This is a genomic window from Cryobacterium sp. Hz7, from assembly GCF_004402815.1.
GTDB classification, from domain to species: domain Bacteria; phylum Actinomycetota; class Actinomycetes; order Actinomycetales; family Microbacteriaceae; genus Cryobacterium; species Cryobacterium sandaracinum.
In genome coordinates this window covers 22,542-29,064 of record NZ_SOFB01000005.1, presented here as the reverse complement: position 1 = coordinate 29,064, position 6,523 = coordinate 22,542, and the positions used below count along the sequence as shown (strand labels likewise).

The following is a 6,523-nucleotide window of genomic DNA, read 5'->3' as shown; positions in this document are numbered from 1 at the left end:
CTTTGTGAGTTGCTTTAGTCGGTACTCACTGACCATCCCACGGTGGCTCTTCACGTTGACGAAGCAACGCTCAAGAGCGGGAAACCACACCACTCACGGGGACGTAACCACTAAGAAGCGATCAAGACCCTCAGGTTCGCTGTTGGCCTCTAGGCGGAAAAGCGCCGCATTACCGTTGGCAATGTTCAGTAGCGCTTGCGCCGCGAACGACGGGTCCAGATCAACAGCCAGCAGCAGCGCAGAGGCGCGACCGATACCCGCCGAAATCAAGTCGGGATCATTGAGATTTGTTCCAATATTAATTGTCACCGACGACACCGTAAACAGCGCAGATAGGAAATGCTGCGTAGTAAGTCCAGCGGTCATCACTTCATCGTCGAGCGCACTAAGGCTGATCGCAGCATCACTATCGGCGAGAGTCGCAATTGCACGCGCGGCAAAATCTCGATGGCGTCGCGCCGACTCTTCGGGATCCAACTTATGGAGATCAGGCTCATTCATATCCCCATCATGTCGTGCTCTAGCGACCTAGCGACCGCTACACCATTGCCGCAGCAGTCGCGACTGATCTAGGCGATTGTGCTTTGGGGCCGCCGCAAAATTCGGAACGGGGCAACCCACTGTCGGCATCGCGCTTAGGCTGCAGAATTCGACGACCCCGCCGCGCAGTTCTCGATTTTATCCACCTCTAATGGGAGGCTTCTTGAATGTACCTTCCTGATTCGATTAACCTGCCAATAGAGGTCGAATGGGCGCGACTAGACAATCCCACCCAGATGCACGGGGGCACGCTCAGCGACTGGAACGGCGAACCACGACTCGACTCCGAAGCCCAACTGTCATTTCTTCAGGATGGTGTGCGTTCGAGCGCGCCGCCATGGATCATTACGACGATTGCCGGGCAGCCCACTGTGATGCGCGCATCCATTCGGTATGAGTCAGGCGTCCAGTTCCTCGCAATCACAGAAATGCGCGTCGGAGCCTCAGATCTGGACAGCAATTTCGTCTCGGTTTCTGCGGAGTTTGAGTACACCAGCGAGGTGCTCAAGTACCGCTCGGAGGACGGCCCTATGCGAAGCCCTTCAACCTCGCTTGATCTCCCCGCACTTAGCGCGGCCGACGCTATGGTGCTTCATTACCCCGGAACGGGTCTCGCGGGGACTATAGAGCTGGTCTCAACCTCCCCCGTCGCTCTAGAAACGTTCGAAGCACATCTACGTGCATTTCAGGACCTCATCACATTTGCAACCCGCCGGCCATCAGCGCGGCTTGCACTAGTGGCAGTTCGTGCAAGCGGACAGACAGTGCAGATCATCGGTCGCACGAAAGTACTACCCCACGGCCCGGTTCACCTCGATCACCGCGAATTCACGCTCAGACTTGCTGGAACGAACACCGAACAAATAGTGGAGCGCTGGTGGAGGGGCGTCGTGGACCTCCGGCCAATCCTCCAGGTCTTTGTGGGTGCGATCTACCAGCCGGGCTATATCGAATCTGATCTCCTCGCGGCTGCCGCCGCAATGGAGCATTTCAGCAACCTTCTCCATCCAGTGCCACCACGTTCGAAGCTCACAGCGGCCCAGCTGGAGCCGATCAAAACTGCGCTCGAGACCGTCGCTTCGCCCGATCGGGAACAGCTCGAGTTGATCACCAGAGTATTCAGAAATGAACGGGCAACCGTAGGGTTCTATGGCCGGATCGAGGCGCTCGTGAGCACTCTCGACTCCAACCTGCGCCGCGGAACCCATATCGACATCGGAGCGTGGCTTGTTTCGTTCGTGAAGATGAGGAATTTCATCGCACACGAGGGCTCGCCCCCGGGGGCTTTCGACGGCGAACTGGGTCCGGTCAGGGACGCAACGCGTTCACTTCTCGCGCTTCTAATCGCGGTGCACCTAGGTGTGCCGCAGGCGGCGCTTCAGATGGCGGCGAACGCGTTGGGCGCTCGTTATGGTTCTGTTTATCGGGGCGGACAGATCTATCCGTAGCTGCTGCGGGGCGCCAGAATAATGAACTCGAAGACTGTCAACGACGGGCGGACTTGAAGCAGTCGAACATCGCTGAATTGAGGTGGGAAGGCGCTTCTTAGTCACCTCGATGCCATCTCGTGTTCAGCGGGCAGAAGGACATGGGACAAGAGTCACGGCGGGCGTGGCGTGCCCGCTTCATGCCCGCCGCTGACACGGCTGCAACGTGATTTCTCCGATCGCTTCGGCCCCAATCGTGTTGAAGTATCGCGCCTCTTGCCTCAGAAACAGGTGTGTTGTGGGAGGACAGTAGGGCTCAAATTCCTCGGTCTCACGCCCGGCGAACTGTTGCGGGAAGCGGGCCGTGAAGGGGTTGACGTGTCCGGCATCGTCGTCGTCCCACAAGGGCGACGTATTAGTCTTCGGCTATTCCTGCGAAGGATACGAGGCGGGGATTCTCGAAGCCGTCCCAGCCGTTAAAGGCGAAGGCTTCACGCATTGCCGCGCTGTCCATTTGCCGGTACACGGCCCCGAGTTGGGCGTCGGTGCCGTCAAAGAGTGAGGCGCGCGCGACGGGGTCGTCGAGCAGGGCGAGGAAGGCCGGCTCCGCCCTGGCCGAGTAATAAAGGGCGAAGTTGGTGTAGGCGCCGAGCTTGTCATTTTCGTCCTTGCCGGCGTTAGCGATGCCCCGAAACACGTCGAACTCGACCAGGAGATTCGTGAGATCTCGCGGTTGGCCGTCGCCGAGCAGATCGAAGAGGTGGGCGGCTACGGCTTTGGCGGCCTCGATGACGCCGCTTCGCGTGCCTTCTTCGTCCTTCAGAAGCTCGGCTCGGGCGACCATGACTTCGGCCTTCCGGAGCAGCGACTTCCAGTAGCCACCGTGCGTGCTGATGGGAGTGAGGCGGACCAGTACGGCAAGGTTATCCCACTGCTTCTCCTGCACGAGAACAGCGCCGAGGGCATAGAGGTGCATCAGCACTTCCTTGTGGCCGAGAGGGAACCGGCGCGGCTGGCTGACGAAGTCTTCATCGACCGCATCGTAGATAGCTCTGTGACCCTCGATCGCTCGGGAGAAGGTCGTGCCTGCTGAGTAGCGCGCGGAAAGCGCTGCGATAATGTTCAGCCGGTCGAGCTGACCACCTAGTTCAGACGCGACAGCCCGAGCGTCCTTTCCCGAGGCGGCATCGACGACAGTCACGGCGTTGCTAATCGTTTTCCGCAAAAGGAGATCAAGGCCGACGTCGTCGCCGCGGCGGATCAGCTCGGTGACCGCCGCCCCGAACGACTCAGCTGGCATCTCGACGTTGACGTTCACGAACCCGCCCGGCTCGACGGCTGGGGTTGCGACGCGCATCGATTCGAACATGTCTCGTCGCCATTCTTCCTTGCGGGCCGCGATGACTCGCTCGATGATGCCGCGTGCTTCGTGCTGATTCCATCGGACGCTGGAAGTGCCGCGGCGCACGAACACATCACCTGCGCGCCAAACGGTCTTGTTCTCGTACTCGCCGTCTTTCGACATAATCCGCATTCCGTCCCGGTTCGGGCCGACGCCGATCAAGAGGAAGTCCTTGGAGTCGAGGCGGTGGAGGGCTGCACTTAGGTCGATGGGCTCGCCAAGCACAGCGGCGACCTTGGATCGAATCTTCTGCTCATCGAAGTCGCGGGCATTTTCAAGTGCAAACATGACGCTCGGCGACCCGTGATCGTCAGCGCCTACGATGATGTAGCCACCGTCGGGGAGGGATTCCATCGCGGCGATGTCTTTGCACAGCTCGATGAGGTCGGACTTATACCGTGGGTCCCACGTCGCCTTGAAATCGAGGTCGTCGGACTCTGCTCCGCGCGCGAGTAGCGCGCGCAGGCGATCCAAATCGACGCTCATCGGCATAACTGGAGACTACAGCCGCTAAGGGACGGCGATTCGCTTCGAGGCCACGATGAAGATTTGCAGCCGACGCGCTTATGTGTGCTTACCGGTGTCGGGAACTCTCGGTGCGCCCCCAGACCTCAAATAGATCCTTGGTCATTACATGATTATCCAAACAGAAATGTCGGGGCGATTGCAGCTAACGCCACATGGAGTCTCTGATCCCAACACAGGATGCTAGGTCGCTGGCATCGTGATTGATAGCGCAATGCAAGTCAGGGTCCCTCTTTAGCGAGGGACGAGCCTGGGAATCTACACGCGCCGCGGATCGACGGAACAATGGGACTCATGACCACATACGACCGGGCCGCAGCTAGCGACGTCGGCGACCTGAGCGCAGCTGAGCTCGCCGACGTCTGCGAGGCGCTCATCGCCGCGTGGCATCAGGATGCTGCGCTTTCTGCCACCGCAGCTGCGCCGGGCTCGGCGGCGGCGCTGAACGAGCTCTCCATTCGCAAGGCGTTTCCGCAGGGCATGCCGCTGAACCTCGAGTACGCGGACGGGCAGATGGCCGGCCAAATGGTGAACGCGATCATTCTGCAGCTGCAGTCGGTGGTAACGCTGCTGCGCGCGAACCCAATGGTTCCGCTGGGGCTGTGGCCCCTTGTGCGATCGGAGCTCGAGTACGCCGGCCGGGTCGCGTGGCTGCTGGAGCCGCTCCCCGGTGAGGAGGCGGGCGCCCGCCGGGCCGCGCGCGCGATGCTCGAGCATCTGGCCGCCCTGCATCGGCAGCGGTTCACGGCAGGTAAATGGGACAAACCGCGCGCAAAGCAGTTCAAAGACAAGCGTGACGCGCTCCTCAGGCGCATCGACGGGCTATTCGACGACGTTCACACTCCGATGGAGAATCCTCAGCAGATCGACGAATGGCGAATTGGTAGCGAGACGATGCTGCCCCTCGGGAAGGCCGTCAGTCTGTTCCTCGATCTCAACCTGACAAATGGGGCGGCGCTTTACGACGTGCTCTCCGACAACTCGCATCCATCGGTGATCTCGCTCGCATTCCAGTCCACTGCATCGGATGTAGATGGCGTCACGTCCACGATTTACCCGGCGATCCCTAGGGTCATTAACTTCCAGGTCCGGCTGGGCTGCATCACCGCCTACAAGTCCGCATTAACCTTGCTGACGTATTTCGGGTTCCCGACCAGCCGACTCGATCAGTGGGCGGAAGCTGCTCCGAGCGAGTGGTTCGAATCCAGCACGCCTTAGGTCGTGAGGCCGTCGATGTCGGAGGGCGTGCGTCGCGCATGCTCGCCCGTTGCTCGACGGCCTTCAATGGAAAAGTCGACCGCGGTGCCGACGCATGGACATCGACTTCGTTGAGAGCGAGGCGAGGGCTGCTTTGGCCGAGTGCCACAACGCGCTCGCCCACCTTCAACGGGAGTTATTTGGGGATCGCTGGCAGACTCAATGGCATGGTGGGGATGGGAGAGCACGACGAGCTTGAGAATCGGTACATGCCGAAGTTCGAGGCGCTGCTGAGCCAAAGCGGCGTCATAGTCGAATATCGCCGGGATCGGGCCGGCATTGACACCGGCCTTCATTTGTTCGCGCGTGGCCAGAAGGCCACGAAGAACGGCGACGAGCGGCCGTATTGGAACGCTTTGGCCAGCCGGGTCTGGTTCCAGCTCAAAGGCGTCCATGCATTGACGATGTCGGCGGACGCGTTCGCCAGCGCCGAACATATCGCAGTCTCCGTGGGAGTTGAGCACCTCAAGTTCTGGTTCGCCGCTCCCGAACCGGTCTATCTAGTCGTGTATGCCGAGTCGGTCGACACCTTCATCGGCATCGACGTTCGCGAACTGGTCGAGCGAGAGTGGCGGCAGACGTTCTACGCGTCCATGCGCGACCGCACCGACGTTACTGTGCGCGTACCCACTACCGCGGTCATGGATCTTGACCGTATTGCGAAGCTGGTGGGCCACCGCAGCATGCGCATCGATGGTCCCGCGTTCCGAGGTCGCCCGCTCGGGCACCGGATTGACCCGCTCAGATCCGTGCTCGCGCGCCCTTCGCCCGAGGTGTGGGTCGATATGGTGACGCGGATCCTTGGGGTCCATGATTTCCGCGAGGTTTCGAGGGACCGGGTCGGCAAACTGACGGTCATCCGAGGCGTCCTCGCGCAGACATTGCTGTGGCAGTCACCGGCGTTTGCGGAGTACGGGTACCGGTACAGCCCCGATGAGGCTCGTGACGAGCCTGAGCCCGAGCAGGCGTTCGGCGATGTCTATATAGTCCTCGACTCGGCCGAAGACCGTTCGGCGTTCGATGAAGAGGAGGCCCAAGCGCTGTCCGGCGTCATCGGCGCGGCCGTCGATGATGATCTGAGTGTCATCGTGTTCTTCCGTGGCTTGGACCTGAGCAGTTCCGGCGGACTGTGGCGCAGTGCGATGCGGGCCTGTGCGATGGCTGATCGGCGTGGAGGCTCGCGCCAGCTTGGTCTCGAGGCGTTGAGCTACTTGCTGCTCACTTCGACGCTCGTTTACCTCGAATTCGCGCCCGATCTTGACTGGGACCATGCGAACTACCTGGGCTGAGTTCGAGGACGAAGCGCGGCGGCGAAGCCCTAGCGGGACGTCAGCGAGAAAGGGCGGAAGCGGGGTCGCGGATTAGGCGTTGC

General features: G+C 60.8%; 5 protein-coding genes. 3 read left to right on the top strand and 2 right to left on the bottom strand.

What is annotated here, in order from left to right; all coding sequences use genetic code 11:
- Window positions 1–93 precede the first annotated feature (93 nt).
- Complete coding sequence (locus tag E3N86_RS00855) at window positions 94–501, bottom strand: hypothetical protein (RefSeq protein ID WP_134511136.1); 408 nt, start codon at window positions 499–501, stop codon at window positions 94–96.
- Between the two features lie 206 nt (window positions 502–707).
- On the opposite strand from E3N86_RS00855, the gene E3N86_RS00850 reads away from it, so the two are divergent.
- Complete coding sequence (locus tag E3N86_RS00850) at window positions 708–1,988, top strand: hypothetical protein (RefSeq protein ID WP_134511135.1); 1,281 nt, start codon at window positions 708–710, stop codon at window positions 1,986–1,988.
- Window positions 1,989–2,382: 394 nt separating this feature from the next.
- Here the strand turns inward: E3N86_RS00850 and E3N86_RS00845 are convergent, their stop codons facing one another.
- Window positions 2,383–3,861 (bottom strand): helix-turn-helix domain-containing protein, encoded by a 1,479-nt coding sequence (locus E3N86_RS00845; protein ID WP_134511134.1) that lies wholly within the window; start codon window positions 3,859–3,861, stop codon window positions 2,383–2,385.
- Between the two features lie 327 nt (window positions 3,862–4,188).
- On the opposite strand from E3N86_RS00845, the gene E3N86_RS00840 reads away from it, so the two are divergent.
- Complete coding sequence (locus tag E3N86_RS00840; RefSeq protein WP_134511133.1) at window positions 4,189–5,112, top strand: hypothetical protein; 924 nt, start codon at window positions 4,189–4,191, stop codon at window positions 5,110–5,112.
- Between the two features lie 248 nt (window positions 5,113–5,360).
- The gene (locus E3N86_RS00835; protein ID WP_166784964.1) at window positions 5,361–6,440 is read left to right on the top strand and encodes a DUF4365 domain-containing protein; all 1,080 of its coding nucleotides are present in this window, start codon (window positions 5,361–5,363) and stop codon (window positions 6,438–6,440) included.
- Window positions 6,441–6,523 lie beyond the last annotated feature (83 nt).